The following is a 2,460-nucleotide window of genomic DNA, read 5'->3' as shown; positions in this document are numbered from 1 at the left end:
AGGGACGATGAGCGCCAGGGGTCACCGGTACCGGCGAGCACCGAATACGCGCGCAGCCTGACGTACTCTCATGCCGCTGGTCGAGCGGTCGCCACGCCGATGAGCGAGAGATTAGATCGGCAGAGTAAGGGTCACTCGCTGAGATCCCAGCAGCAGGTTGGCGGGGCTCCGCCCAAGCCTTCAAAGCAAAGTGCCCCATTTCACACGACGTGGGACAAGTACCGAGCCGGCCTCGCCGCTTGGGCCGCCCGACACGGCTCGCTGCACATCGTGGCCCGCTTCAGCCTCCCAACCGGCGTCGTCGACCCGCATCAGGGCATGACCGATCGCGCCAGGGCGATGCGAAACATCGCGAGAGGGCATAAGGCCGCGCGACCAGCAGGAGCAACCCGCCCTCGCCGGTGGCGCGCGTGCTGAGGTCATCCGACTCACCTCAGTCCTGAGCCTCGTCCGACCGCAGTCGGATCACGTCGCGCCGCACAGGACCCCGCAGAGAAGCGAAGTCCTGAACGGACTGCCGCGCACGACGGTGCTCCAGATGGCGCTCGGACTGACGAATGCCAGCACGACCAACCGAGAACACCAGCAGCGCGATCACAGTCTTGACCGGGTCCGCCGAAGCGACCAGCACCTCGGTGAGATCGATGAGCTCCTTCATCGGAAGCTCCCTCCTGCCCGATTTCGGGCATGACAAAGGCCCGGACAAGAAGCCGTCCGGGCCTAGGGGGTCTAAGAAGTCAGTAGGGGAAGAGGGTCAAAGAAGGCATGGCTACGCCCAGGGAGGTCTCAAAGGACACCTCCCCTCGAAGGAGTGGAACTACGGCATCGGGTTCGTCCGACGCGGTCTGTAACCCCTGGCGCGAGCGCGAATCAGGACATCGCCAAGCCGGACAAAGGACTCCCGGTCACGCCGATCATGGACACGGAGGTGGCCGCGCCTGATCCAAGACCTGACCGTTGATCGGGCCACGCCGGCGACCTGAGCGGCTACGCGCGCCGGCACCACAGCATCTACGTCAGGTGCTCCACGTAACAGGTTGCGGACGTCCAGAGGACCGCGGTTGGTGTGGAAGGAGCGGGTCTGAGCCAGGCGCTCCGCAGCCGCGGCGCGAACGTCCTCGACACGGAAGGAGTGAGTGTTGCCCAACCGCCCCATCGGTTGCAGGTGGCCCCGGCGGACCCACTGCCGGATCGTGGCGGGGCGGACACCGACGAGGTGTGCAGCCTCGCGCGTGAAGATGACCTGGCGGGGTGGGTAGAGCTCAGTGCGACCATCCCAGTGGTCGCGCTCGTACCAGTCTTCGAAGGACTCATGGTGTTCTCGCCATGCCTGCGACACGGCCTGCCGGCTGATCTGGCTCGGGTGCAGCGAGCGAGACAGCTCTAGCTGTTCGTCGGTGAGTGATTGGAGAGCACTCCACGCGTCGTGGTTGCCGGAGCGTAGGAAGGCGAGGAGCTCTCGGCTGGTGACGCCGAGTTCGCGGGCGAGTTCGTACGCGCGCACTGTTGGAGCGTGACACTGCATCAGATAGAGCCGGTGGAGGCTCGCCACTAGTTGGAGCGATTCGGGGTGTTTGCGCTGGTGAGAACGCTAAAGGCCCCGTCCGTAGGATCGGGGCCTTTCGGGTTGAGGGTGTAGTTCTCCCCAACTGGTGCTCAGACTAGCAAGAAATCTGCTGGCGCCTGTGGGCGACACGCGGGCATGTCGATCTCCGCGGGTCGGGGGCTCACTGCGGGTGGGCGCCCTGGGCATCCGCTTCTGCCGCGCTCCGGGCGAACGCCCCATGCCGCCTCGGGCGAACGCCCGCGCTCGGTCATACGCTGCCTGCATGCCTGATGTCCGTGCCGTTCTCTGCGCCGAGGGCGAGAGTGCGCTGCAACGTGTGCTCCACCGAGGCCTTGGTAATGCCTGGGCGGTTGGCAGGGATTACGGCTGGTCCCCACAGGGGGCCCCGCACCACTTCCTCCACGGTGCTGTGACGTTGACGGACGAGGCTCCGGGCCGTGCGGTATCCGAGGTGCAGGGCACGGTGTGCGATTCCTTCCGCGACTTTGATGCGTCTGACATGCCGGGCCGTCGACGCGAGGAGTCAAACCCGTGGATGCACCGAGCCCCGGCAGCGTTGAATGCTCAGCCACTCCCGGTCGGTGTCACGATCAGGCCAGTTACCGCCGATTCTCACGTTGCTGCCTGGGAACGAGTGGTGTTCGAATCAAACGGCGGCCCGCCCAGCCGCCCGGGAGAACTTCATCCCGCGGGTTCTCAGCGCCAGCCAGGCCTGTCGCTCCTGCTCGCCAACTTCCGTGGGCGCTCGGTCGGCACTGCTCTGGGACTAGTGACCGGCTCCTGTGTCGTTGTCAGCGCCGTCGCGGTACTACCCGAGTGTCAACGGCAGGCCAAATCTGACCCCCTGACGGCAGGTGAAAGCTGACCCCCTGCATGTCAGTTCTCTTCCTGGT

General features: G+C 65.7%; 2 protein-coding genes. Both read right to left on the bottom strand.

All coding sequences use genetic code 11. The features are described 5' to 3' along the window. Positions 1-433: 433 nt before the first annotated feature. Positions 434-658: a hypothetical protein gene (locus FXF60_RS16330; RefSeq protein ID WP_010148397.1), complete on the bottom strand. Its 225-nt coding sequence runs from the start codon at positions 656-658 to the stop codon at positions 434-436. Positions 659-817: 159 nt separating this feature from the next. Beyond that, positions 818-1,525 carry a helix-turn-helix domain-containing protein gene (locus FXF60_RS17010; protein WP_367889974.1) on the bottom strand — a complete coding sequence of 236 codons (708 nt, stop codon included), beginning with the start codon at positions 1,523-1,525 and terminating at the stop codon, positions 818-820. Positions 1,526-2,460: the final 935 nt, after the last annotated feature.

Source organism: Serinicoccus kebangsaanensis (assembly GCF_008919445.1).
In the GTDB taxonomy this organism is placed as follows: domain Bacteria; phylum Actinomycetota; class Actinomycetes; order Actinomycetales; family Dermatophilaceae; genus Ornithinicoccus; species Ornithinicoccus kebangsaanensis.
Note: the sequence above shows the minus strand (reverse complement) of the source record. Positions and strands in the feature narration are given on the sequence as shown.